General features: G+C 45.7%; 23 protein-coding genes, 1 tRNA gene and 2 riboswitches. Of the genes, 6 read left to right on the forward strand and 18 right to left on the reverse strand.

Translation table 11 applies throughout. The annotated features are described in order from the left end of the window. Window positions 1-17 precede the first annotated feature (17 nt). Window positions 18-998, forward strand: a complete 981-nt coding sequence (locus tag NSQ29_RS24925) for a polyprenyl synthetase family protein (protein WP_341126355.1) — start codon at window positions 18-20, stop codon at window positions 996-998. 685 nt (window positions 999-1683) lie between these two features. Here NSQ29_RS24925 and NSQ29_RS24930 read toward each other — a convergent pair. The 11 genes from NSQ29_RS24930 to NSQ29_RS24980 form a co-directional block, all read right to left on the reverse strand. Further along, window positions 1684-2568 carry a UbiA-like polyprenyltransferase gene (locus tag NSQ29_RS24930; RefSeq protein WP_076300130.1) on the reverse strand — a complete coding sequence of 295 codons (885 nt, stop codon included), beginning with the start codon at window positions 2566-2568 and terminating at the stop codon, window positions 1684-1686. A gap of 39 nt (window positions 2569-2607) precedes the next feature. Further along, window positions 2608-3894: an aspartate aminotransferase family protein gene (locus tag NSQ29_RS24935; RefSeq protein ID WP_341126356.1), complete on the reverse strand. Its 1287-nt coding sequence runs from the start codon at window positions 3892-3894 to the stop codon at window positions 2608-2610. 97 nt (window positions 3895-3991) lie between these two features. Next, the gene (locus NSQ29_RS24940) at window positions 3992-5917 is read right to left on the reverse strand and encodes a peptidase U32 family protein (RefSeq protein WP_341126357.1); all 1926 of its coding nucleotides are present in this window, start codon (window positions 5915-5917) and stop codon (window positions 3992-3994) included. 43 nt (window positions 5918-5960) lie between these two features. Beyond that, window positions 5961-6752 carry an energy-coupling factor transporter transmembrane component T family protein gene (locus NSQ29_RS24945; protein WP_042184497.1) on the reverse strand — a complete coding sequence of 264 codons (792 nt, stop codon included), beginning with the start codon at window positions 6750-6752 and terminating at the stop codon, window positions 5961-5963. After that, entirely contained in the window at window positions 6745-7650 is a 906-nt protein-coding gene (locus tag NSQ29_RS24950; RefSeq protein ID WP_042184495.1) for an ATP-binding cassette domain-containing protein, read from the reverse strand. The genes NSQ29_RS24945 and NSQ29_RS24950 overlap by 8 nt, the downstream gene beginning before the upstream one ends. After that, complete coding sequence (locus NSQ29_RS24955) at window positions 7641-8495, reverse strand: ATP-binding cassette domain-containing protein (RefSeq protein WP_340973929.1); 855 nt, start codon at window positions 8493-8495, stop codon at window positions 7641-7643. The genes NSQ29_RS24950 and NSQ29_RS24955 overlap by 10 nt, the downstream gene beginning before the upstream one ends. A gap of 29 nt (window positions 8496-8524) precedes the next feature. Then, window positions 8525-9082, reverse strand: coding sequence for a Gx transporter family protein (locus NSQ29_RS24960; RefSeq protein ID WP_042123757.1), 558 nt, complete (start codon window positions 9080-9082; stop codon window positions 8525-8527). Beyond that, the gene (locus NSQ29_RS24965) at window positions 9066-9455 is read right to left on the reverse strand and encodes a NusG domain II-containing protein (RefSeq protein ID WP_042184493.1); all 390 of its coding nucleotides are present in this window, start codon (window positions 9453-9455) and stop codon (window positions 9066-9068) included. Before NSQ29_RS24965 ends, NSQ29_RS24960 begins: the two co-directional genes overlap by 17 nt. Before the next feature lie 730 nt (window positions 9456-10185). Beyond that, complete coding sequence (locus NSQ29_RS24970; RefSeq protein ID WP_341126358.1) at window positions 10186-11121, reverse strand: alpha/beta hydrolase; 936 nt, start codon at window positions 11119-11121, stop codon at window positions 10186-10188. Between the two features lie 172 nt (window positions 11122-11293). Further along, complete coding sequence (locus NSQ29_RS24975) at window positions 11294-13342, reverse strand: choice-of-anchor A family protein (RefSeq protein ID WP_341126359.1); 2049 nt, start codon at window positions 13340-13342, stop codon at window positions 11294-11296. Next, the gene (locus NSQ29_RS24980; protein WP_341126360.1) at window positions 13296-13478 is read right to left on the reverse strand and encodes a hypothetical protein; all 183 of its coding nucleotides are present in this window, start codon (window positions 13476-13478) and stop codon (window positions 13296-13298) included. Before NSQ29_RS24980 ends, NSQ29_RS24975 begins: the two co-directional genes overlap by 47 nt. A gap of 110 nt (window positions 13479-13588) precedes the next feature. Beyond that, window positions 13589-13679: riboswitch (cyclic di-GMP riboswitch) on the reverse strand. A gap of 491 nt (window positions 13680-14170) precedes the next feature. On the opposite strand from NSQ29_RS24980, the gene NSQ29_RS24985 reads away from it, so the two are divergent. Then, window positions 14171-14563 (forward strand): hypothetical protein, encoded by a 393-nt coding sequence (locus tag NSQ29_RS24985; RefSeq protein ID WP_042184484.1) that lies wholly within the window; start codon window positions 14171-14173, stop codon window positions 14561-14563. 441 nt (window positions 14564-15004) lie between these two features. Further along, window positions 15005-15379, forward strand: a complete 375-nt coding sequence (locus tag NSQ29_RS24990) for a winged helix-turn-helix transcriptional regulator (RefSeq protein WP_042184482.1) — start codon at window positions 15005-15007, stop codon at window positions 15377-15379. Between the two features lie 64 nt (window positions 15380-15443). Here NSQ29_RS24990 and NSQ29_RS24995 read toward each other — a convergent pair whose 3' ends face one another. The 7 genes from NSQ29_RS24995 to NSQ29_RS25025 all read right to left on the reverse strand — a co-directional run bounded on the left by NSQ29_RS24995 (window position 15444) and on the right by NSQ29_RS25025 (window position 18136). Then, window positions 15444-15986 carry an NAD(P)H-dependent oxidoreductase gene (locus tag NSQ29_RS24995; RefSeq protein ID WP_042184480.1) on the reverse strand — a complete coding sequence of 181 codons (543 nt, stop codon included), beginning with the start codon at window positions 15984-15986 and terminating at the stop codon, window positions 15444-15446. A 476-nt stretch (window positions 15987-16462) separates the two neighbouring features. Beyond that, complete coding sequence (locus NSQ29_RS25000) at window positions 16463-16564, reverse strand: sporulation protein YjcZ (RefSeq protein ID WP_197071258.1); 102 nt, start codon at window positions 16562-16564, stop codon at window positions 16463-16465. Between the two features lie 30 nt (window positions 16565-16594). Further along, window positions 16595-16750 carry a hypothetical protein gene (locus NSQ29_RS25005; RefSeq protein ID WP_197071257.1) on the reverse strand — a complete coding sequence of 52 codons (156 nt, stop codon included), beginning with the start codon at window positions 16748-16750 and terminating at the stop codon, window positions 16595-16597. 178 nt (window positions 16751-16928) lie between these two features. Further along, window positions 16929-17159 carry a hypothetical protein gene (locus tag NSQ29_RS25010; RefSeq protein ID WP_042184478.1) on the reverse strand — a complete coding sequence of 77 codons (231 nt, stop codon included), beginning with the start codon at window positions 17157-17159 and terminating at the stop codon, window positions 16929-16931. Window positions 17160-17252: 93 nt separating this feature from the next. After that, window positions 17253-17696, reverse strand: a complete 444-nt coding sequence (locus NSQ29_RS25015) for an N-acetylmuramoyl-L-alanine amidase (protein ID WP_340975104.1) — start codon at window positions 17694-17696, stop codon at window positions 17253-17255. Continuing rightward, window positions 17661-17732: transfer RNA gene (locus NSQ29_RS25020), tRNA-Thr, on the reverse strand. The genes NSQ29_RS25015 and NSQ29_RS25020 overlap by 36 nt, the downstream gene beginning before the upstream one ends. A 95-nt stretch (window positions 17733-17827) precedes the next feature. Continuing rightward, window positions 17828-18136, reverse strand: a complete 309-nt coding sequence (locus NSQ29_RS25025; protein ID WP_076285946.1) for an MTH1187 family thiamine-binding protein — start codon at window positions 18134-18136, stop codon at window positions 17828-17830. A gap of 374 nt (window positions 18137-18510) precedes the next feature. Beyond that, a riboswitch (cobalamin riboswitch) is annotated at window positions 18511-18745 on the forward strand. 217 nt (window positions 18746-18962) lie between these two features. Here NSQ29_RS25025 and NSQ29_RS25030 point away from each other — a divergent pair. The 3 genes from NSQ29_RS25030 to NSQ29_RS25040 are packed head-to-tail and all read left to right on the forward strand — an operon-like array spanning window position 18963 to window position 23849. Next, entirely contained in the window at window positions 18963-20948 is a 1986-nt protein-coding gene (locus tag NSQ29_RS25030; RefSeq protein WP_341126361.1) for an anaerobic ribonucleoside triphosphate reductase, read from the forward strand. Next, on the forward strand, window positions 20945-21460 hold the full coding sequence (gene nrdG / locus NSQ29_RS25035) for an anaerobic ribonucleoside-triphosphate reductase activating protein (RefSeq protein ID WP_076285948.1): 516 nt from the start codon (window positions 20945-20947) through the stop codon (window positions 21458-21460). Before NSQ29_RS25030 ends, nrdG begins: the two co-directional genes overlap by 4 nt. Before the next feature lie 55 nt (window positions 21461-21515). After that, entirely contained in the window at window positions 21516-23849 is a 2334-nt protein-coding gene (locus tag NSQ29_RS25040; RefSeq protein WP_042184468.1) for a ribonucleoside-diphosphate reductase subunit alpha, read from the forward strand. The last annotated feature ends 200 nt before the right edge of the window (window positions 23850-24049 follow it).

Below are 24049 nucleotides of genomic sequence, written 5' to 3' on the forward strand. Positions count from 1 at the left end.
CAGGTGGGATCTATAAGATGAAGCTGCATGAGGCCTTAAACATAGACATAGATGAAATTAATCGTGAAATCGTAAATCTTGTGGCACGAGATAAGGATGTTCCTAAGAAATCACAACTCGGGCAGAGTGTTCTTGAGCTTATAAATTCTGGAGGTAAACGCCTCCGTCCTCTTATGGTCATTGTTGGCAGTCGTTTTGGCCGAAAGGATACGGGTCGAAGAGCGCTTCAATTAGCTGCTGCCGCTGAATTTATTCATGTTGCCTCATTAATTCATGATGATATCATCGACGATTCTGAGTTACGGCGGGGCAAACCCGCCCTACATACTAAGACGGGCACACTATCAGCAGTGCATATTGGCAATTATATGTCCGCTCGGGTTATCGAACTGTTAAGCAAATATACCGGAGACAAAAACAAATATGTTCATGACTTATCTTCTGTAGCTACTGCTCAGCTCTGTCTAGGTGAGTATCAGCAAATGGAACATGCTTTTGATTATGAGATTACAATGGAGCAGTATCTGGAGAAGTCCTTAAACAAAACAGCTCTTCTTATGGCCACCTGCTTACGTGTGGGTGCATTATCCACCGAAAGCTCAGAGGAAGTGGCCAACCTTCTGTATACCTTTGGCGAAGCCTTAGGCATGTCTTTTCAAATACAAGATGACCTGCTGGATTTCACGCAGTCTGAGGCTGTGCTGGGTAAGCCCGCCGGCAGCGATCTGCGTCATGGTCAGGTTACCCTGCCAGTGCTTTATGCATTACAGGATCCAAAGCTTTCGCCTGTGATTCGTTCAATCGGCCCTGATTCTTCGGATGCTGAGGTGGCACATGTGCTCGTCCTAATTAAGAGAAGCGATGCCTTAGCTCGCGCAGAACAGTTCAGCCAGAACTACCTAGATAAGGCTGGAGCGATTGTGCAGCAGCTCTCCTCCTATCCGGCGCATGCCGATCTGGATACACTGCTGCAATATTTTGCCGACCGTGATCGCTAAGTGCCTGCTCTCGGAGCAATCAAAAACGGATACCCCCATTTACTTGGGTTGGTATCCGTTTTTTTGTGTACTTTAGCTAAACAAGCCGAACGTAGCGCAGCGCCCGTGAGCGTATTTAGCTCTTGGAGAATAGTCTCTTAGGATTTGACGTTACTATATAGGGAATTCCTCCCTCTAATTAGCTAATAATCACTTGAATTCCACGATTATAGGGAATTCCTCCCTCTAAAAACCTAAATTCGCATGGTTTATAGACCAATCAGCCAATTTAGAGGGAGACTTTCCCTATAACAAGATCTAAAGTCAATAAAGCTCGGTAATATAGGGAGGTTTTCCCTATAAGTCTGCCTTGGATTAGTTCAGCCCTCTCACACGGCTCTAGCCCCCCCTCGCAGATGTCCACAAAAACAAAAAAGGAAAGCCGCGTAGCCAGCTTTCCGATCCCTTTGCCTACCCTCTTTTGGGTAGGCTGTTGTCTTTTGTTGTTAGCTTGGAGGCAATGCGCCATTGGTTAGGACGGAACGGAGTGGAATTTTGGAACTGTAGAAGCGTAGCGCTCGCCTTTATTCTCGGATTTCTACCGCAGACAGCCGGTTCAAATCAAAGAAATCCGAGAATAACAGCGATCGAAAGTCCAACATTCCACGCAGTGCAGCTTCCTAACCACACTCAACGATCAACGCTCCTAGCTAACATAAAAAAAATCAATCAGCGTACACAATAAAATCACTATGCTGATCACCTGATTCAGATTATAAGAGGCCACCTTCATCAGCTTACGATTCGACGGTTTTATAATCTTATGCTCGGTCATCAGGAGCAGCGTCGCAATCCCAATTCCCACCAGATACATCCAGCCGAGATCACGCCATAGATATAAGAACAATAGCAGCATAATCATGATGAAATGTAGTCCTTTTGCAATGCGCAGCGCGTTCTCTAGACCGAAAAAGCTAGGAATAGACCATAGACCATGCCGCCGGTCAAAGTCAATATCCTGAGTGCCGTAAATAATATCAAATCCGGCAATCCACAGCATAACAACAGTACCGATAACAAACGGTGTAAATGCGATATTTCCGGTTACAGCGAACCATGCGCCAATCGGTGCAGAAGCAATAACAAATCCTAAATATAAATGACTGAGAAAGGTGAATCGCTTCGTGTAGGAATAGGTTGATATCAATACGATAGCCACCGGTGACAAGATCAAGCAGAGCAAATTAAGCATTCCTGAAGCCACAATGAAAATGGCATAGTTGACAATAACAAAGACAACAACTTCTTTTTCCGCCAGTAAGCGTTGAGGCAGATGTCGATGTGCCGTACGAGGATTCTGTTCATCGAACGTACGGTCCGCCAGCCGATTGAATGCATTGGCGCCATTACGGGCGCCTATCAATGCAATCAATCCCCAGATCATCACATGTCCCGATGGCCAGCCCCCTGCGGCCCATACCATCGATATAATAGCAAATGGTAGCGAAAAAAGCGTATGAGAGAACATTACCAATTCGCTGAACATTTTAAGTTTTAGACCTGCAGTTTTACATATGTTTAGAATCGCCATTCGTGCATTCCTCTTTCTTCACTACTGTGTTTATGTCCATTAATGATTATGGTCTGCAAGAACTTCGTTCAGGACGTCAAGCATCCCGTCGATATCTTCTTCTGTAATAATCATCGGTGGCTGGAAGGCTAGTACATTGCGTCCTATGCCATTTTTACCGATTAGATATCCTCGGTCCTTCATCGCCTCCAGCACTTGATCTGTAAGTGCCGCTGCACCCTCAGCATCTACACCCGTTAGCTCCGCACCCAGCATTAGTCCAGTTCCCCGCACATCAACCATCAACGAAGGATAACGAGCTTGCAAAGCCTTCAGACCTGCCTTCAATCGTTCTCCGAGCTGTACCGAGCGTTCAGGAAGCCGTTCATCTCGAATATAATCAAGCACAGCCAGCGCTGTTGCAGCAGATACCGGATTCCCCCCAAATGTGGAAGCTGAAGGACGGTTTAGAGCAAGGGCAATCTCATCGGTTGTAGCGAAGGCTGCAACTGGAATTCCGTTACCGAGTGCTTTGGCCATACTTATAATATCGGGTACAACGTCAAAATGCTCCATAGCAAACATTTTACCAGTACGTCCAAATCCAGTTTGGATTTCATCAGCGATTAGGAGTACACCGTATCTCTCTAACAATGCTTTTACATCACGGAAGTAGGTTCGGGTTGGCATAATCATTCCGCCGTTGCCTTGGATTGGCTCTACGATCATGGCAGCGATAGTATTCCCCTTCTCTTCAAGCACCCGCTCTAGCGATTCCAGGGATAACGATGCCGCTTCCTCCAGCGATAAATCCGGATGATAAGGGCGAGGAATAAACTCAACGTCATGATCCAAGTATTTATCGGTACGCCACATAGGCAGGCCTGTCACACTCATAGTTAGATTGGTACGGCCATGCAGGCCACTCTCCAGCGCTATAAACCCTTTACGTCCCGTATACATCCGAGCGAGCAGCAGAGCTCCCTCATTAGCCTCAGAACCACTGTTAACAAAGAAGGTCCGTCGTAGTCCACCCGGCATAACCTCTTCCAAACGCTCTGCCAAATCTACACTCGGTTGAGTTAGATAGATGGTTGTCGTGTGCTGCAGCTGCTGCAGTTGTTCAATCGTGCGTACTGTTATAGCCGGATTACAGTGACCACATGCGACTACGGATACGCCAGCGAAGAAATCCGTATAGGACTTTCCTTTTTCATCATAAACAAACTGCATTGAACCACGAACAAGCTGAGGTGCATCACGGTAAAAATGCTGTGTACAAGGATAGAAATATTGCTTACGTTTGGCTGCTACCGCTTCTCTTCCGATGAAGTCTTGTTGTTCCATGAAGGGTTCTCTCCTTTTTGTGAAAATAGTAACTTATTCATAGAGTCCTGTGCACCGCCCTATCACTAGGCGATATTTAGTTCCCATTAAAATACAATTAGTTGAACTGTAGCGAGCCCAAAGTATAACCAGCATAGACCGGCTTAAGGCCGCCCAGCATGTCATCCCCGCTATCAGATCCGTTGATTGCCTGTTGATAAGAAACAATAATTTCACGTAGCTGTTCGACGCTATAGGTTGCTCCTTCAATACGGAAGCTTGATATCCCTAGTCCACTCATCTCACTCAACAAAGGTAAATAGCAAAGCTCTTTTGCGAATAAAAGATGGCAACGGCCGTGCTGATCACGATATACCGGATTCTCGCCTTGGTCTGTCTTTAGTACCAATACATTATTGTGTACATATTGATTATCCTCTTCAGCAATAGGCTCCATTAACTCCGTATTCTCATAAAGATCATGTTCCATATACATTAGTGCAGGTGTACCATGAACAACAACTTCCAAAGGCGTTTTGCAACGAGAGGCAAAGGTAGCAAAATGCTCTAGCGTCATTTCTGGCGATACCGAAAGCTGAGTTAAACCTAAGTTAGCATATAATTGCGCTGAAAGATGATTGTATACATTTAAGTTACTGTCCCCAATTAGCGGATAACCTGTATTGTTATAACGACGAATAGCTCCTAAATTTGTAACGATAATACCGTCAATCGGCAAGCGTTCTCCGCCAAGCAATTGATCATATTGGTCAAAATGCAGCTCGGTCATCATCCGTGGTAAACCCAAGTAGATTTTGCTATCGCCCTTTAGCTCACCCAGTTCCTTGATGTCACGCTTTGTAAAAGGTTTATCTGGTTCAAATACATCCCCTGGCAAGTACAGGCTATCTACACCAAGCTCTAAGACCATCCGTGCCTGTTCCATATTATTCACACGTACAGCTAACTTGGCTTTTGTCTTCTCCAGTTGCTCGACCTCAGCCAATCTTTCCCGCAACTGCTCAACTCGTTTCTCAGACAGCTCACGCTCTGCAGTTGGTGTACTGAATACTTTTCCAGTGCTATAGAATTTACCAGTTCCTTCATAACGGCGGTTAATGTTAGTCAGTCCTGGTTTGCCGAAGGCATACGCCGTCGAAAAGTCACGTTTACGGTTGTTATGAAGCTCTTTCGTATCTACCGTACGATCAAAGCCAATCGGATCATCGATATACCGGTCAATGGCTTCGCCGTAGCTATTCGCCAGCATCACCATAAACTCCTTATCCCGCATGCGGCCCTCTATTTTAAAGGAGGTGATCCCTGATTCAATCAATTCCGGAAGATGCTCATACATAAACATATCTTTTACAGCTAGGGGGTATTCGGCCGGATATACATACCCGTCTTTTTTAACCCGATAATCCCAGCGGCAAGGCTTCATACATTTCCCACGGTTACTGCTCATACCGAATACATGGGAGCTGAAATAACAATTCGCACCGTGAACGGAGCACATATCCCCGTGAATAAAATACTCCAGTTCCATCCCACTCCGCTGACCTAGCAGCTTAGCTGTCTGCAAATCCATTTCCCGCGAAGTAACCACACGACTTACACCCAGATCACGCAATGCGTAGATCATTTCCAGATTGTGAACATTCATCATGACCGAAGAGTGAATAGGAAGATTAAGCTCCATCTCGCGAATTAGCTCCAGCACTGCCATATCCTGAACAATCAAGGCATCGGGACGAGCACCATCAAGGAAACGCAAATATTCTTTAGCCTCTTCCACATCTTCTTCACTAAATAGGTTATTCACTGTAATATACACTTTTTTGTCTAGACGGTGAGCAATATCTAGTGCCTCTACGATCTCCTCATGAGACAGATTATATCCTTTACGCATCATTCTCATATTCAATACAGGTCCACCAAAATAAACTGCATCACATCGTGCCTGGATCACTTCCTTGAAAATCTCAAACGTTCCTGCGGGTGCTAATAATTCAATCTCTCTACCATTAAAATAACGTGCCATTCAAGTTCCCTCCCAAGTTGATACTCTCCATACAAGTTGTACTTTACACCAAAGCTACTGCAATCCCCATTACAATAAACATAGTAATAAAAATAGTATCGAATATGCCCCACCTTAGGCGGTGATACTGGCTACGCGGAGCATCCATACGAAAGCCACGAGCTTCCATGGAATATACCAGATCCTGCGCACGCCTAAACGCACTAGCGATAATCGGAACCAGCAAGGACACTAACATTCGTCCCTTTTCCTTTAAAGGTAGCTCCTTCAGATCAGCACCCCGTGAGGCCTGCGCTTTCATGATAATCTGTGATTCATCTAGAATCGTAGGTATGAAACGAAGGGAAATGCTGATCATCAGTGTGATACGGTCGGGCTTCAAGCCAAACTTTTTGAATGGAGCCAAAATCCCCTCCAGCCCTTGATTCAGCTTACCCGGCGTTGTGGTGAATGTAAGTAACGCCGTGAAAGTGATCAGAAAGAACATGCGGATGACCGAAAATGCGCCTAATCTTAGCCCTCCCTCATAAATGGACCACGAACCAAGCGTCAGCACCGCCTCACCCGTCTTCACAGACAGCAGCTGTACGATAAAGATAAATAGCATTAAATACCGTAAAGGCTTAGCTGCTTTCAGGAAGTATTTAAGCGGAATCCGAGTGGAAGCCATAACCGCTATTGAGAAAATAGCCAGCAGCGCCATAGCCATCCACGAACGGGAGAGCAGGATAACAGCTACGTATAATAGCATTCCGGTGATTTTGGCACGAGCATCTAGCTTATGTACCCATGAACCGGTCTCAATACTGCGCCCTATGATTAGCTTCTCATTCATGGCCATCCCTCTTTCCTTCGTGCTGCTCGCTAGAGTTGCCTGATCCAGATGGTAGCGAAGCGATTAGCTCTGCTAAGCTCTCTGCCGTTAAGCGAGGAGCTTCATCCGTAAGACCAAAGCGATCAGCTACTGCACGCCAGTAACGAAGGGACTGCGGAACCGTCAAGCCACACTGCTCCAGAATCGAAGGGTCATCTGCCAGTGCCTTTACGCTGCCTTGAAATGCCGTACTGCCCTCTTTAAGGACAAGCCAGTTGTCCGCGTAAGGCAATAACTCATCCATCCGATGCGTGACGACGATGATCGTTCTCCCCTGCTCACGGCATAAACGCTCCAGCAAGTGGATTAGTTCTGCACGGCTGATGGGATCAAGCGTAGCCGTCGGTTCATCCAGAACGATGACTTCAGGGTCCATAGCTAGTACGGAGGCGATAGCTGCTTTACGCATTTGCCCACCGCTCAATTTAAAAGGATTCCGCTCTAGCAGCGCCAGATCCAGCCCCATATCCAACATGGCCTGTCTTGCGCGTGCCTTTGCCTCTTCGAGGCTCATGCCGAAGTTAAGAGGACCGAAGATAAGATCCTTTTCGACCGTATCTTCAAACATTTGCTGCTCTGGAAATTGAAATACCAATCCGACTCTACGGCGCAGCGGCATCAGCTTAGGTGATTTCTCCCCCGCCTGGATGGTTACATCGAGTACTTTTACCGTACCCTCCGTTGGTTTCAGTATCCCGTTAAACAACTGCAGCAGTGTCGATTTACCAGAGCCTGTCGCCCCAGCAATACCAACCATAGAGCCTGTTGGAACACTGAGGTTAATGTCGCGGAGCGCTGTCAGCTTCCATAGGCTTCGGTCAGCATAGGAATAACTTACTTGCTGTAATTCTATGGCCATAACGTGTCTATAAGCTCCTTTTCACTGGCAGGAACATCCACATGGATGCCCCGATTCTGCAGCTCGCGTGCAAGACGCCAAGGATACGGCTCACACAGATGGCATTTTTGCAGAAGCTCCTCGTTCCGGAACAATTCCGCCGGTGTAACATCAGCAGCTAAACCACCTCCATGCAGCGCAAGCACCCGATCCGATGCCAAAATCTCATCTGCATCATGCGTAATCATAAGGATCGTATACTTTCCTTCCGCTCGCATATCTTGCAAAATACCAAGAAGATCATTTCTGCTTCCTTCATCCAACATAGAAGAGGCCTCGTCAAAAATGACGATGCCTGGTTCCATAGCAAGAATGGAGGCGATAGCGACACGCTGCTTTTGGCCTCCAGACAGCTCACCTGGGTGTTTGGACAGCAGATGATTTATTCCCAGCCTCGTCGTATAAGAGTGCAGCCGCTCAGCCATCTCTGCGTACGACAAACAAAGCCCTTCCAGGCCGAATAAGATATCTTCCTCTACAGTGGCTCCAATAAACTGATTATCTGGATTTTGGAACACCATACCGATGCATTGCCGAATGCTTCCGATCGTTTCCTCACTCAGTTGCATACCACTAACCACAATCTCGCCAGCACTCTTAGGCAGCAAAGCATTTAGTAGCTTAACTAGCGTAGACTTCCCGCAGCCATTGGGACCAACCAAGCTAACCCATTGGCCCTGAGAAATAGATAACGTTATATTTTGAAGAATCGGATGCTCAGGATCATAACCAAACGATACCCCATCCAGAGAGATGATAGCTTGTCCTTCTCCCTCTAATTCTTGACCTTCATATGATTCATTCATGTTAGTCATCCTTCCGCTGATGTGACTAATCAGTCCAAAAACTCTTCAAACAACGATATTTTTGACAATGAAGCCACCAAATAACGGACTGCATAGCCCACGGCAATTCCTGTTACTACTCCAGTGATTAGCAGCATGGGAAGATAATAAAAAATACTAAGGGATGAGAATACCATAGAAGCTGCCAGCAGCTGACCGATATTATGTGCAATCCCACCAGCTATACTAATGCCGATCAAGCTTATACTCTTGCCTTTGCCACTAATCAGCATTAACACGAACATTACAACAAAGCTAAACAGCGAACCGAATAAACTGAATAGTAAGCTTGAAAAAGTACCTAGCAAAAATGCAGTAAGCAACGTTTTGAGGATGACAAGCAGGAATGCGTCCCGTCCACGTAAAAAGTAAATACAAGTCAAAATCATAATGTTAGCTAATCCTAGTTTAGCACCCGGCACCAGTCCCATTCCTGACAACGGAATCTGCGCTTCTATTAGACTAAGCACTACTGCCACTGCGGCGAAAATCGCAATAATTACCGTTCTTTTTAAAGCTGTTGCAGATTCACTACTGGACATAGGCATCTATATCATCCTCCCCCGACGCACTTGTGATTTCCACTAATACTCTATGCGGTAGACAGACAATCGTCTGTTTGGGCAGGGTAATAAAACCAAAACCTAGGCATACTTGATCCGGGCAGTCGGCATCGTACATTTCAATCCCGTAATCATGCACCTTCAAGAGGTTATAGCCACGTTCGGTACGAACCTCAATGGTTTGTTCTTCTTTTGTAAGCTTTACCGTTTTAAATAACTCGCCGTCCACCGTTACATTGGCTACGAGATTTTTACCGGCCCCACCTTTATCATCATTGTCCGAAAACCATCTCGGTGCGAGAAAAGCGAGCGCAGCAATCAACACGATGGAAATCAACCACACATCTGCGCGTTTCATAAAAATCTCCCTTATTTTTTAATTAAAATCCAGACTTATTAATTATAACGGTCTACCCTCAATCCTTCAATCAATGTTGGGGTTTAATGTAAGTTTTAGAGACCAGTTCACAAAATAGGCACGCAAAATAACCCCCACAGCCCCATTTACTCTGGCTTTCTAGCTTTTCCGAATTAATCCACAAATAATCCAGCATACGATATATTCAAATCAAACGCTCTCTCTTGCTCTGCTTGTTCCCCTTCTATATCAAACAACCCTTATCTTGGAATTCATTATTATATTTGCCTTTTAAACAATAGTGTGTTATATTTATATCGTATTTGTTTTTCGATATATTGAATATCCCCATCAAGAAGATGTCAGGCCGACTATTTTACACTTCGGCAATTTGGACACAGAGGCTTCATGTTTTCTTGCAGAAACTTTCCTTTTTATGAGACTAAATTCGAAATATAGCATTCCGATTCACACTGGCGCGGTCAATGGAGCCGCAAGGGCAAAAGAGAGGTAGGGCTTTTGTCGTATTGGAAGGATTATTCTCGCCACACGGCTGCTGGAAATAACAAGGAATTAAGACACCCGTTACTCACGAACGGCGGGGGATGAATATAACGAAAAAGCATGGCTGTACGAACCTTACATAAGGACACATGCCATGTGTGGAAAAATATAGGCGCCCGATAACCGCTACCTAGCGGATATCGGGCGCTGTCTACGTTCAGGGCATCTAATTTACATACTGATTCACAAAAACTGTTACTACGTTTATATACCCCGTCTTATCCATGTCATAAGCTAACCCATGCCCTGCTTGCGGCACTACGAACTTCTCTTTGGGACTCTGACATGCCTCATACAATTCATTCATCATACTATACGGTACAAAGTTATCTGCATCCCCATGAATAAATAGAATCGGCACCTTCGCCTTCCGCACCTGTTTCAAGGCAGATGCTTCACTAAAACCATACCCTGCTTTCAAACGAGTAATTAGACTCGCACTTTGAATAAAAGGGAAACTTGGCAAGCGATACATACGCCGTAGTTGGTAGGCTAATTGTGCTTTAACTGAGCTGTAAGCACAGTCCGAGACAATAGCTTTGACCTGCGGCGGGAGATTTTCACCTGAGGTCATTAGCACTGTAGCACCACCCATAGAGACCCCATGAAGCACAACTTGAGCACTGGGCCCAGTCTTTTCTATTATATATTCAATCCACTGCAAATAATCCTTGCGCTCATGCCATCCAAAACCAATATAATTCCCAGCGCTTTCCCCATGTCCCCTGGCATCGGGAATCAGGATATTAAAGCCCATTCTCTCGTAATAGATTTTGGCGTACGCCCCCATATCCTTCCCTTTTCCAGAATAACCATGAGCTAGAATCGCCGTACGACCTTCAGCACGATCCGAAAGGAGCAAGTACCCTCTTAGTTGTAGCCCGTCCTCAGATGTAATCTCCACATTCTCAAAGCTCTGACTGGAGATCCAATCCTTCCCCTCACCCCAAGAAGCCCCGGCAACCGGGGGATCAACCTTCAAATCACGATTATTACTCAGGAATTCCTTCGGTGCTCGTTTAATAGCAATTCCATAAAAGAAAAAGCCCGCATAGATCAGAGCTCCTATGACGATGACAGCGCTAATGAAGAACCATACCAATTCATCTTCCCCGTCCTTTCCTCATATCCGTTGTAAATCAGTATAGCATCTACTTAGAATGCGCCAAAATATAACAATCATAACAAAAGAAAACCGCCCTCGGAATATGTCCCGAAAGCGGCTTTACTATTCTTCACGGCATAACTTGTATTCAAGCTACAATCACCGTTTATTATTTCTTGCTCGAGAATCTATTTCTCATTAGCAATCCAATAAGTGCAAAACCTAGACCAGTTACATAATAAGGGACTGAACTTGATTCTCCCGTTTTTGGAAGTTCATCCACAGGTGGATTACCTAGCGGGATTGTATCATCCACTACAGCAATATCCTCTGGTGACGGCGTTGGTGTTACTGTCAATACTGGTCCTAATGGAATCTCCTCCTCATCAACAAGTACCTCTGTATTGCTCGACGGTGTTGGTGTTGGTACTGGTGCTGGAGTCGACGAAGCTACAGGACCCAGCGGCACAGGATCATCATTAACAACGATAGTACCAATTACAAATGATGGTGTTGGTGTCGGGAACACAGGAGGCTCCGGCGTTGGCGTCGGTGTTGGCGTTACTTCTGACGACGGTGTCGGTGTTGGTGTTACTTCCGACGACGATGTCGGTGTTGGCGTCACTTCCGACGACGGTGTCGGTGTTGGCGTCACTTCCGACGACGGTGTCGGTGTTGGCGTTACTTCCGGCGACGGTGTTGGCGTTACTTCCGGCGACGGTGTTGGCGTTACTTCCGGCGACGGTGTCGGCGTTGGTGTCACGGTCGGCGTTGGTGTTGGCGTCACGGTCGGCGTTGGTGTTGGCGTCACGGTCGGCGTTGGTGTTGGTGTCACGATCGGCGTTGGTGTTGGCGTCACGGTCGGCGTTGGTGTTGGCGTCACGGTCGGCGTTGGTGTTGGCGTCACGGTCGGCGTTGGTGTTGGCGTCACGGTCGGCGTTGGTGTCGGCGTCACGGTCGGCGTTGGTGTCGGCGTCACGATCGGCGTTGGTGTTGGCGTCACGGTCGGCGTTGGTGTTGGCGTCACGGTCGGCGTTGGTGTTGGCGTCACGATCGGCGTTGGTGTTGGTTTTGGTGTGTGTGTTGGCTTTGGTGTGTGCGTTGGCTTCGGTGTCGGTGTTGGCTTTGGTGTGTGCGTTGGCTTCGGTGTCGGTGTTGGCTTTGGTGTGTGTGTCGGCTTCGGTGTCGGTGTTGGCTTTGGTGTGTGTGTTGGCTTCGGTGTCGGTGTCACGCACGGCGTAGGCGTCACGGTCGGCGTCGGTGTTGGTGTCACGGTCGGCGTCGGTGTTGGCGTCACGGTCGGCGTCGGTGTTGGCGTCACGGTCGGCGTTGGTGTTGGCGTCACGGTCGGCGTTGGCGTTGGCGTCACGGTCGGCGTTGGTGTTGGCGTCACGGTCGGCGTCGGTGTTGGGGTCACGGTTGGTGTCGGTGTTGGTGTCACGGTTGGTGTCGGTGTTGGTGTTACGGTTGGTGTCGGTGTTGGTGCCACGGTCGGCGTTGGTGTCGGAGGTGGTTCTTCCCCTCCATATGGATACCAATGCATCTGCACCCCACCAGCAAATCCCTTTGCAATCAGCGTCCCATGCAGTTCACCGGAATTATAAGTTACTTTTGCAAGCGGAGCTAGGATAGTTCCTTCTATTGTTAAACTTCCAATGTCAACAGTGCTAGCTTCATAAAAATTAAATAATACCTTGTTAGGGCTACCTCCCCAGATTTGAAAGCTTGGAATGTTAACTGAACTTCCGCTAACGTTAATGATAACTGTGGCGCTATTTGCAATATTAAACTGTAAGCCATTAGCACCAGCGAAATCGGCAGCACTAAGATTAAGAACGTTAAATGGTTCCGGAGCATCAATCGTTATTTTCCCATACTCCTTTTTGAAAGTTCCTATTGTAGCAAGCGAAGAGAATTCATTAGAACGTCCAATAAGAAATTGCTCTTCAGCATCAAAATCAATAGGAGTCCCTTTTCTCGCTGGTTCTTTAAGATCTACACCGTTGCTGGAAAAAACACCACCATAAACGGATGCTCCATGAACAGTCCCATTAGTAAAACTGATGTCATTACCAGCGATAAGAACATCTCCACCTGGATTATCCTTGGATACGCCGTAATTCTGCAAAGTAATATTACCTTTGGCCGCAAGGCGCCCATGAACCTGATCATTAGATTGTTTGAAATCCCCAAAAAAAAGTATTAAAATTCCCTGCAATACCTAACACAGGTGTAGGAGTATAGGGAAGCACCTCCCCAGCCGCATTTACCAAATGACCTCCAGAAAGACCACTACCTACTGTCAAAATCCCCGCTAATACTAGTGCAAGCAGCGGTTTCATTCTTCTTTTCAAAAAGCACACCTCCTAAATCTATGATTTATATTTAATCAGAATAATTACCAGAAACTCTAAAGGACCTAACAACAAAAAAGACCGCCAAAAAAGAAGTGGAATTCCCTTCTCATGGCAGTCGGACGGTCATAGCGCATTTAAGACACTTTAGACTCCTGGACTTTGCGTCCCACCCTTTCAGGCGGTTTGCTATTATCATGATAATATATGTATTGACTTGCGGATTAGAACTAGCATTTTAAGCATCCTATTAAATAATCGTCTATGACTTTTAATACTTTTGAACTAATAATAGTTTAGCGCTCCATCCCCACAATTGTCAATCAATTCCTTTTGATATTCATACGCGTAAGCAAGCACAAAAAAAGCGCCTAAAGGCGCTTCACACAAAGGTTTTCCTTCAATTTTAAAGTAACTTTATCCAACCTAATATCGATATCCATAATGGAATACTTAGAATCAAACCAAATACCATTCCACGGTGGAGACTTCCTTCCTCTTTCATCCTAATTCTCCCTTTATATAAGTCTGAAGCATTATTTTTTATTATTACAATTTTAATATATTTTATTCTTTCTAATTTAGTTGTGAATTCAATCACATTGAACTAGCTGTTTAGAAATACCATTGATTATTTTTGGAATATCGGGGTAGAATACGAATACACGTTCCCATTAGAGGTGATGAGATTCATGAATAGAGCTGAAAGCAGGGACAACATGCTGGTCAAATCTTATTTATTGCTTCCGATGATTTTATCAGCTTTCGAACGGGACTCCGCCATTCTATCTGCACATTTACGAACACCTACCCCCTATCTGGAGGTTCTTGAAACAGCCGCAGCAGTTGCTACAACAGATCTAAGAGATGTTCGTTCAGAGATGAGAAAACGGGGAATCAAGGTTTATGAGCAGAACAGACTTAACACGGGGATAGAAGCCAAATTTATATGTCGTGGATACCATGAACGAATGCTGTTGTTAAACGACATCGTCGCTGCCCAAGCTGCCATTCATATGCGCAGATATCTCGGTCTGGATATTTCATCTTTTAAGAGCTATGAAGAGCAGTATCAGATTAAGTGAAGTAGCGAAGAAGCTACCCCCTCCCTCATTTAATTAGCGAACAAAAAAATAGGCCTTACCATGGGAGTTGGCAAGACCTGAGAGATTTATACCACAAAACACTGGGGGGTGTTTGGTGTCTTCAATATATACCTTGAACCTGAAAATAAGATGATGCTCACATGAAAATTACATTAAAAACTTCAATTCGTCGCTTAGGCTATCCGCTTGGCACTTTTGATTTCCAACCAAAGAGGCCCGCTTCGCCGACAGAGAAAATCGACCGATTGATAGTTAGCCACGAGTGCTTTGAACAAATTGTTTCAAAATGATATAGTGAATTCGTTCTCACAGGATGACTTGATAGCAGGTTGAAAACATAATAAAGTCGGGACCTGAGTACGGAGCGACAACAGGCGTTTGCCTTTTCGTTGAATATTTTCTGAAGGAGGGTACTAGCCCATGAGTGATGAAATCTGTATACCACCTGGCATTCAGCAGAAGGACACTAGCTTTGGCTACACCTTGTCTATCATTAGTGGTAAATATAAAATGACTATTCTCTACTATCTCTCTGAAAACAAGATCGTGCGGTTCAATGAACTGCAACGGGGTATCGGCACAATACCTTTTAAGACGTTAAGCGTTATGTTGAAAGAACTGGAAGCCGACTGTCTCGTCAGGCGCGAGGAATTCCCCCAGATTCCCCCTAAAGTTGAGTATTCCTTGACCGAGAAGGGCCAATCGCTTATTCCGGTGCTGGATATGATGTGCACTTGGGGAGAGAAAAACTTCGTTCCAGCCGCGCAAGAGATAACCATACCTTTTACGATTTAACGACAACTTATGACAAAAGCAGCATTTCCATTAATGAAAATGCTGCTTTTTGCTTCAAATCTAATTACATATTTTCGATAAATTCAACATAGCCTTGCGAACTGATATCCAATTTATTTAAGTAATCCGTACTTCCTACCGTCTCAGATTCCGTGCCATAAATGGCATAGAAGGAACGATAATCAGCGTTGCAATACAAAAAAGTCGTGTCAAAGGGAGATAAAATACGGTCAAGCCCGTAGCCGAGTTTACCTTCTTCACTAAAGTCTTTTGCACTTCCTCCGGCAGTTACAGCTAATGCGATTTTTCGATTTCTTAATTTATCACTCTTCGAGCCATATGCCCATCCGTAAGTAAATACTTCGTCCAGCCACTTTTTAAGCAGAGGTGGACTACTAAACCAGTAGACAGGGAATTGTAAGACGAGCTTATCATGCGCTTCAATCAGCTGTTGTTCCTTTTCCACGTTGATTTTTTCATCGGGATAGGCTTTGTACAGCTCGTGCACCGTATATTTGTCTGGATATTTACGGAGTTCTTCGATCCAGCGTTTATTAACGACGGATGTTTCGATGTTTGGGTGCGTGACGACAATAAGTGTTTTCATTGGTGTATCCTCCATGTTTGAATCAGATTTAGGACTTGAGTATACCTCCCACCATGACATCGCGTAAGTATGCACTTTTAGTTCACGTACTTACCTAAAGGTAAGCACTGCAACCTGCCTGCACGTATGATTGATGTATAGTCTTCGGGGCGAATCTCGTCTTCGGTGTACACCAAATATCACACAAGAGAGACTGGGTCATTCCGCCATTTTACTTGAGTAAAGGTTAGACGGATGTAACGTTATGTGTATGAACTCTATATCACTGATAAAAAAATTTGCCTGAACGCAAAGAAATACCCCACCATTACTGGCAGGGTTACGGTACTTCCGCATAATTTCAACATAATCCATTTGGGATACTCGCCTACCACTTAGGGTTGACAGGGTGCGTCTTTGATTATGTATGAAAAAAATCCACCAGCATGAGTACTGGCGGATTTAATAAGGTGCAGCTATATTGGGAGGTTTGAAACTTAAATAAACAAAGTCTTAGAGATGATTACCAACAAGATAAACAGAACCAGAATTGCGGCGGTAGAAGTAAAGCCACCATATCCTCCTGCGAATTCGCCCATTTTAACTCCTCCTTTGTAATTGAATACAATTTAAAATATACAAGCTTTTGTAATGATGACCAGCAGGATAAAGAGCACTAAGATTGCCCCTGTGGATGTAAAGGCTCCACCAACAAAACGTTCAGGTTCACGTTCACGTTCACGTTCACCAACGCCGCAACAACGTTCTCCACGTACTTCGCCCATTTGTCAATTCCTCCTTTTTAATTGGATACAAAACTAAGATATGCGGGATTTGTATCGGTGCTTGGGTAAAAAAGAAACGAAAATAGTAGGCCTGTTGCGGGATCCGACATTTCGTAAAAAACAAAAAAATACCCACCAGCCGAAGCCAGTGGGCGGTTTTTCCCGGTTTTATGATTTTTTAAATAAGGGCTATAGCCAGCAGAGTGAACAAACTCAAGGTTAAGATGTCATTTGTAGCAAAAGGATTACCAAAAAAAGCTGAAGTGTGCACAGATCCGTTATGTTCCGTTCTTAAGTAAACATTATTTCTGTCCACATTTGTAATTACGCCTACGTGCTGTCTACCATCTTTAGTCAGAATCCGCACTCTTCTATTCATGTAGCGCAAGCAGCTGCAATAAGCATCCATCAGGAAACTCCCCCTCGCTCGTATTACTTTATTTTATGATGAGAGGTTACGCCGGTAACGGCCAGCAGCGCCCAAAACTTCCGGCTCGACAAATTAACTTTCCAGTTCACTTTGTAAGGTTAACTGTCTTACTTGCTCTTTCTTGCCGTTTACGAGTACTACCACTTTATTGTCATTGTTGCCCTGATTCGCTGTTTCCTTCTTTTTCAGCCCTAGGTACTTTGCAATCCCGATCACATGGCTATCAATGATTGCTTGGATAACCACATCTTTTTTGAGTTTGGCAGCGTCGGTTACCACATCCAAAAATAAATTCTCCGTGAGTACTGCAGGTATGTTGCTCTCACGCACCACGTGCAGGTTTTTTGCCTTTTGGCCCCGGTCGTTGGGGACTCCATTACAAGCGGAAAAGACACTCTTTCGGTAAAAGAATGGTAGAAGAATCAAAAAAGCGCGGCTCTTGAAATTCCAAGAATCCGCGCCACAAAAGGTTTTTTTGGATGCTGGTGAAGGGAATTGAACCCCCGGCCTACGCATTACGAGTGCGTTGCTCTACCCCTGAGCTACACCAGCTTAAGGCTGATTTTTCTGTCAAACAAAAAATATTATACAACTTTCAGCCAGAAACGCAAGCCTATTTCTCCCTATTTCCCTACTCTCCCAAACTGCTATTCCACCTGTAGTTTACGCTCCACAGACTCCAGCTTTCCACGGCTAGTGGAGGGTTTATCGCGGCGGTCGTCTATTTTAAGTGAGGTAGAGACACGCTCTGCACCTGCGGCAAAAGGAGACTCGTGCAGCGCTTCGACTGCAGCAAAAATACGCTGAAGAGGCCCTTCGATGATTGTACCCATGGATGTAAGCTCATAAGTAATCCCTTCTACCGTCTTCAGCACTCGCTGCATATCCGCAACATAGCTGCTAAGGCTCGTACTACCTGTTCCAATCGGAATAACGGTTACTTCAGCAATAGGCATGAGAATACCTCCTCGGAATTTTAAAGTATGTGTCTCCTTCTATTGTAACAACTCCACCGCTCTCCCACAAATGATCTCAGCTTTATTATGCCCCTTCTTCTTTCCCCAAAATTCTCCGAAATATGACTTTCGCCACAAGTATTTTTTCTAACATGAATTCTAGGGTCATCTGCACTACATTTATGGACTCTTTGTGGCATCTTTTCGGAAAATTTATGAATCATTTTTTATATGCCTGTGGATCAATTGTGGATTACTTATGGACAGCCTGTGGATCATTTGTGGAGTACTTTTGAAGAACCCGCTCCCCGCGCGGGTTTTCTAAAAAACTGTTTACAAACACAACATCTTGGGTTATTTTTATCTAACGACAACAAAATATAGTGGAGACAGGCGCTTTGATCCTTTATCGGAATTAGAGCTTAATAGGGAAGTACGGTGAAAATCCGCTGCGGTCCCGCCACTGTAACCGGATGCCCCTTACAAGCTTTTAGAAGCTTAAGATGGGCAGATCTCCTGGCAGAAGCCACTGAGGGGTAAGAGCCCCCTTGGGAAGGCGCTGAGAGGTCCTACGGAAGCCAGGAGACCTGCCTGTTTCGACGACACCAACTATGAGTGCCTGCGAGGAACAGGAACGGTGTCCGCATGCGGTCATCTTCTTAGAGGCCACTACAAATATCTGTGTGGATATTTACATAACGCATCGGGCATTTTCTGCCATCCTCGCTAGAGGATGCTTTTTTTATGAGATCACAATGAATATACGGCCGCTTATGCGGCCCCACTTCTTAATGATAGGACGATAGACTGAGAGGAGAGCTATACAATGACGTTGTTGGAGAGACAATTTAACGGTACAACAAATGCACGAGAAGTTCTTTTAGAAGAGCTCATTGATTTAGGACGCGATATTATCGACAGCCGGGATTTGGACCTGCTGCGCGAGAATGCCAATTTGAACGGAGAGAGTTTCTCCGGTAAAATGAGCAAGTTCGGCAGTGAATATTCAAAATGGTACGCCCGCAACTTTACGATGCCGCCGCAGCTAGTGCAAGCCATTGATGACAATGTCGTCTATGTGCATGATCTGGATCAATACGCAATCGGAACGACTAACTGCATTTTTATCCCGTTTGATAAGCTTCTCCGCGAAGGCTTCAACACCGGCAACGGCAGTGTTCGTCCTCCGAACTCCATAATGACAGCTATGTCACTGGTAGCAATTATTTTTCAATCCCAGCAAAATGCTCAATATGGCGGCGTATCCGCCAATAAGCTCGACAATGATCTGGCACCTTATGTAACCAAATCCTTCGCTAAGCTGTTCCGCAAGGGTCTGGATTATTTTGATGAGGGACAAGCTAATCAATCTTTGGGCGAGATTACAATGAGCCGGACCGATCTGGCGGAGTTATATCCAAAAGCGTTCCGTTTTGCACTAAAGGAAACCGAAATCGAAACCCTGCAAGCGGCTGAAAGTATGGTACATAATCTCAATACCATGTCCAGCCGATCCGGTGGGCAAATTCCGTTTACCAGCATCAATTATGGTACTTGTACTTCACCAGAAGGTCAGCTTGTGATCAGCTCCCTGCTAACAGCAACGATGAACGGACTTGGCAGCGGAGAAACACCTGTGTTCCCGATTCAAATCTTCAAATGCAAGCAAGGAGTCAATCAACAGCAAGGCGATCCTAACTATGAATTGTTCCTAAAAGCGGCGGATTGTTCTGCACGCAGACTATATCCAAACTTCGCTAATCTGGACGCTCCGCTCAACTTGCAGTATTATGATCCAAGTGATCCTGATACGGAATTTGCTACAATGGGCTGCCGCACCCGAGTGCTCGGTGACCGTTTTGGGCGTAATCATTGCTCCGGGAAGGGCAACCTTTCCTTTAATACACTGAATCTGGTTCGGCTCGGTCTGGCACACGGCACAGTAACAGGCCGACGTACCGTCGCAGATGAAGCTGGCTTCTATGAGGATCTAAACCACTATATGGATATTGCGCTGGAAGGACTTCTTCATCGGTTCCACATCCAAAGCGCGCAAAAGGCTAAAGCATCCGATTTCATGATGCGAGAAGGCGTCTGGGAAGGCGGCGAAAATCTCGCTCCTGAAGACTCTGTAGGCGAACTGCTGAAACATGGTAGTCTGTCGCTTGGCTTCATCGGTATGGCGGAATGCATGAAAGCCATGTACGGCAAACACCATGGCGAGGATATGGAAGTCCATGCCAAGGCTGTGGCTATCGTGCGTCACATGCGGGAGTATTGCGACCTTAAAAGTGAGGAACTTAATCTCAACATTACCTTGTTCGCAACACCAGCAGAGGGCCTGTCCGGCAAATTCACCAAGATTGATCGCAAGGTACTGGGTTCTATTCCGGGCGTAACTGACCGTGAGTATTATACGAACTCTTTCCACATCCCTGTATACTACGATCTAGGTGCTGCTCAGAAGATCAGCTTGGAAGCTCCTTTCCATGAATACTGCAATGCCGGGGCTATTTCTTATGTCGAATTAAATGGCAATGCCCGCAGCAATCCATCTGCTTTTATCAAAATCATTAAATATGCATTAGAACAACAGGTCAGCTACTTCAGCATTAACCATCCGATTGACCGCTGCTCCAGCTGCGGATACGAAGGCGTAATTGGGACAAACTGTCCTTCCTGCAACGCACATGAGAATGACGTGCACATCCGTCGTTTGCGCAGAGTTACAGGTTATTTAACTGGCGACTATCAGACCCGCTTCAATGCCGCCAAACAAGCCGAAGTACGGGATCGCGTTAAGCATCTATGAATATTTGCGGATACTATCCGGAGTCGATTAACGAGGGAGAGGGCATGCGGGCCGTCCTCTTCATCAGCGGCTGCCGTCATCGTTGCCCGGGATGCTTTAATCCCGAGACATGGAACTTTAAATATGGAGAAGTCTTCACCTTAGAACGTCAACATGAAATCATTGCAGAAATCGCCGCTAACCCTTTGCTGGATGGTCTAACACTGGCAGGCGGCGATCCTTTTTTCTCGGCAGAAGAGGTACTTGGGTTCATTCATGAGCTTCGCGCCGTGCTCCCTGGCTTCCCCATCTGGATTTACAGTGGTTATACGTATGAGGAACTAACCGCCCTTCCCGGTTCGCCGGAGTGGAATCTACTTACACAGTGTCAGGTATTAATAGATGGACGTTTTATAGAAGAATTGAAAGATACTACACTTCCTTACCGAGGAAGCTCTAACCAACGCATAATCGACATTCCGGCCAGTACGAACGGCTCGGAGGTCTTTCTGTGGCAGCCTACTGCGCTATAATATATCAATTTTTGATATTCAAAATTAATCCAAAATAAGAAGGGATGAAATAACCATGCCACAATTCGTAGTAAAACCAGATAATCGCCAACTGGCTTTTGATGAGAAGCGCCTTTCCGTATACGCCGACCGTATCTTAGAAGGTCTTGATCAACTAAATAAAGAAACATTGCTGCGGGGAGTAATTTCCAAACTGCGTCGTGACTCCGTAAGTGGAGAAGAAATTAGCAATGCCTTCACCATGAGTGCTCTAGAGCTTGTAACGAAAGAAGAGCCTACTTGGAAGTTTGCAGCTGCCCGTGCCCTTCTGACTACCCTTTATAAAAAAGCAGCCGTTCATCGCCGCTATAAAGCTTATCCAGAAGAGCCTTACGGTGAGCTGTACCCGCTAATTACGGATCTCGTAAAAAAAGGAATCTATCGTGAAGAGCTTCTAAGTCATTACACCAAAGAACAAATTATCGAACTAGGTGGGTGTATCGATTATACACGCGATCTTTTGTTTGACTATATCGGTCTGCTTACGCTATCCGACCGTTATTTGGCGCATGATTTTGACGGCCGTGTAATGGAGCTTCCACAAGAACGTTATATGATTATTGCTATGTACCTGATGCACCGTGAACCAGCTGAGAAACGTCTTGAGCTTGTAAAAGAAGCTTACTGGGCTATGAGCAACATCTACATGACAGCTGCTACCCCTACAATGTCCAATGCCGGCAAAAAGGTCGCTGGACAGCTATCCAGCTGCTTCATTGATACGGTAGACGATTCCCTAGAGGGTATCTTTGATTCCAATACAGACGTAGCGCGCCTTAGCAAAATGGGTGGCGGTATCGGCGTCTACCTTGGTAAAGTACGGGCACGTGGTTCGGATATCCGTGGCCATAAGAACACTAGCTCCGGCGTAATTCCTTGGATTCGCCAATTGAACAATACAGCAGTCAGTGTAGACCAGCTCGGAACACGTAAAGGTGCTGTCGCTGTCTACCTTGATGTATTCCATAAAGATATTCTCGCTTTCCTCGATCTTAAACTAAATAATGGTGACGAGCGTATGCGTGCACATGACGTATTCCACGGTGTAACCCTGCCGGACTTGTTCATGGAAGCCGTTGAATCACGCAGCCACTGGAACCTCTTCTGCCCACATGAAGTGAAAAAGGTTATGGGCTGGACGGATGAGAACGGTCGTCCGCTTGGTCTGGAAGACTTCTACGATGAAGAGCTTGGTAAAGGCACTTTCCGTGAAAAATATGCTGAAGCTACAGCCAATTTGGAATTGTCCCGTATTACCGTTCCTGCGATCGACATCATGAAACGGATTATGAAATCACAGCTTGAAACAGGTACTCCATATATGTTCTACCGTGATACGGTTAACCGGACGAACCCGAACCGTCACCAAGGTATGGTCTTCTCTTCCAACCTGTGCACAGAAATTATGCAGAATCAATCCGCTACCGTTATTGAACAGGAAGAATTAGTAACCAAAGATGGCAAGACCCGGATTGTTATCTCCAAAATCCCTGGCGATTTCGTAGTCTGCAACCTGAATTCGATTCACTTGGCACGTGCGATTCCAGCTGGTGTGCTGGAAAGACTTGTACCTATCCAAGTACGTATGCTGGACAACGTAATCGACATTAATAATATTGAAGTTCTGCAAGCACAATACACGAACAGCCAATACCGCGCAGTGGGTCTCGGCACATTCGGCTTGCATCACCTATTGGCACTCAAGGGCATTCGTTGGGAATCTGATGAAGCCGTAGAATATAACAACCATTTGTATGAACACATCAACTACCTGTTGGTACGTTCGAGCATGGAGCTTGCCCGTGAAAAAGGCCGTTATCCGAAGTTCGCCGGTTCCGATTGGGAGACAGGTGCATACTTTACTTCACGTGGCTACGTTAGCGGTGAACAAGAAGGTAAATATGTAACCACTGAACAATGGCGCGAGCTGCAAGAAGAAGTGGCTAAAGACGGTGTTCGTAACGCATGGATGTTCGCGATTGCACCGAACGGCTCCACATCGATTATTGCCGGCTCCACAGCCAGCATTGATCCTTTGTATGAACTGCTTTCCTATGAAGAGAAAACAACTTACAAGATCGCTAACCCAGCACCGGATCTGTCCGACAAGACGATTTGGTACTATAAAACTGCGTTTACAATTGACCAAAACTGGTCGATCCGCATGGCTTCTGCTCGTCAGCGTCACGTCGATCAAGGCCAAAGCTTCAACCTGTATGTTCGTCCTGACATCAAGGCTACCGAGTTCCTTGAGCTGCATCTGAACGCCTGGAAGGGCGGATTGAAATCAACTTATTATGTGCGTAGCCGTGCTTTGACAATAGAAGAGTGTGATTCTTGCGCTAGCTAATTATCTTAGTGCCCTGAATAGAAAAACGATGATGAATTTCGTAACTGCGAGGAATGTTTGGGCTTCCGGCCGCTGTTGTCCTCAGATTTCTTGATCTATACCGTCTTCGCGGTAGAAATCCGAGGATAAAGGCGAACGCTATCGCTCCTACAGCTCCAAACTTTCTCTCCGTTACTTCATCAACCTAATTTAATTAAAGA

The sequence above is a fragment of the Paenibacillus sp. FSL F4-0236 genome, assembly GCF_038000135.1.
GTDB lineage: Bacteria > Bacillota > Bacilli > Paenibacillales > Paenibacillaceae > Paenibacillus_AQ.

Excerpts from the sequence above, each read along its gene's own strand:
- NSQ29_RS24925 (WP_341126355.1), top strand. The coding sequence starts at position 18 with ATGAAGCTGCATGAGGCCTTAAACATAGACATAGATGAAATTAATCGT.
- NSQ29_RS24930 (WP_076300130.1), bottom strand. The coding sequence starts at position 2,568 with ATGGCGATTCTAAACATATGTAAAACTGCAGGTCTAAAACTTAAAATG.
- NSQ29_RS24935 (WP_341126356.1), bottom strand. The coding sequence starts at position 3,894 with ATGGAACAACAAGACTTCATCGGAAGAGAAGCGGTAGCAGCCAAACGT.
- NSQ29_RS24940 (WP_341126357.1), bottom strand. The coding sequence starts at position 5,917 with ATGGCACGTTATTTTAATGGTAGAGAGATTGAATTATTAGCACCCGCA.
- NSQ29_RS24945 (WP_042184497.1), bottom strand. The coding sequence starts at position 6,752 with ATGAATGAGAAGCTAATCATAGGGCGCAGTATTGAGACCGGTTCATGG.
- NSQ29_RS24950 (WP_042184495.1), bottom strand. The coding sequence starts at position 7,650 with ATGGCCATAGAATTACAGCAAGTAAGTTATTCCTATGCTGACCGAAGC.
- NSQ29_RS24955 (WP_340973929.1), bottom strand. The coding sequence starts at position 8,495 with ATGAATGAATCATATGAAGGTCAAGAATTAGAGGGAGAAGGACAAGCT.
- NSQ29_RS24960 (WP_042123757.1), bottom strand. The coding sequence starts at position 9,082 with ATGCCTATGTCCAGTAGTGAATCTGCAACAGCTTTAAAAAGAACGGTA.
- NSQ29_RS24965 (WP_042184493.1), bottom strand. The coding sequence starts at position 9,455 with ATGAAACGCGCAGATGTGTGGTTGATTTCCATCGTGTTGATTGCTGCG.
- NSQ29_RS24985 (WP_042184484.1), top strand. The coding sequence starts at position 14,171 with ATGAATAGAGCTGAAAGCAGGGACAACATGCTGGTCAAATCTTATTTA.
- NSQ29_RS24990 (WP_042184482.1), top strand. The coding sequence starts at position 15,005 with ATGAGTGATGAAATCTGTATACCACCTGGCATTCAGCAGAAGGACACT.
- NSQ29_RS24995 (WP_042184480.1), bottom strand. The coding sequence starts at position 15,986 with ATGAAAACACTTATTGTCGTCACGCACCCAAACATCGAAACATCCGTC.
- NSQ29_RS25000 (WP_197071258.1), bottom strand. The coding sequence starts at position 16,564 with ATGGGCGAATTCGCAGGAGGATATGGTGGCTTTACTTCTACCGCCGCA.
- NSQ29_RS25005 (WP_197071257.1), bottom strand. The coding sequence starts at position 16,750 with ATGGGCGAAGTACGTGGAGAACGTTGTTGCGGCGTTGGTGAACGTGAA.
- NSQ29_RS25010 (WP_042184478.1), bottom strand. The coding sequence starts at position 17,159 with ATGGATGCTTATTGCAGCTGCTTGCGCTACATGAATAGAAGAGTGCGG.
- NSQ29_RS25015 (WP_340975104.1), bottom strand. The coding sequence starts at position 17,696 with ATGCGTAGGCCGGGGGTTCAATTCCCTTCACCAGCATCCAAAAAAACC.
- NSQ29_RS25025 (WP_076285946.1), bottom strand. The coding sequence starts at position 18,136 with ATGCCTATTGCTGAAGTAACCGTTATTCCGATTGGAACAGGTAGTACG.
- NSQ29_RS25030 (WP_341126361.1), top strand. The coding sequence starts at position 18,963 with ATGACGTTGTTGGAGAGACAATTTAACGGTACAACAAATGCACGAGAA.
- nrdG (WP_076285948.1), top strand. The coding sequence starts at position 20,945 with ATGAATATTTGCGGATACTATCCGGAGTCGATTAACGAGGGAGAGGGC.
- NSQ29_RS25040 (WP_042184468.1), top strand. The coding sequence starts at position 21,516 with ATGCCACAATTCGTAGTAAAACCAGATAATCGCCAACTGGCTTTTGAT.